Source organism: Alkalihalophilus lindianensis, assembly GCF_032843265.1.
Taxonomy (GTDB): domain Bacteria; phylum Bacillota; class Bacilli; order Bacillales; family Bacillaceae_D; genus Alkalihalophilus; species Alkalihalophilus lindianensis.
In genome coordinates, this window is the sequence record NZ_JAWJBA010000078.1 from 1 (window position 1) to 388 (window position 388).

The 388-nt window shown below is 41.2% G+C and carries 1 pseudogene; it reads left to right on the plus strand.

Going from position 1 to position 388, the window contains the following annotated elements:
• Positions 1 to 388 (plus strand): annotated as a pseudogene (locus RYX56_RS21375) (ATP-dependent zinc metalloprotease FtsH); the annotation flags it as partial.

The window sequence follows — 388 nt, forward strand, 5'->3', positions numbered from 1 at the left end:
CTTCAAACCTGAAGGAAAAAGTGAAATTAAGTACTACAAGACCGGAGCCATCAACGACCCAGAATTAGTAGACCGTTTGCATAAAGAGAAGGTTAAATTTACAAAAATTATCCCAAAAGAAAACTCGCCGCTGCTTAATTTCTTTTTAACTTGGGTTCTCCCGTTTCTCATTTTTATTGCGATTGGGCAATGGTTAATGCGAAAGCTTCAAGGTAAGATGATGGGCGGCGGAAATGCGTTATCGTTTGGAAAAAGCAATGCCAAAGTGTATGTGGAGGCCCAAACCGGGATTACGTTTAAAGACGTCGCAGGTCAGGATGAGGCGAAAGAGGCACTACAGGAGATTGTTGATTTTCTCGATAATCCGAAAAAATATAAGGAGATTGGG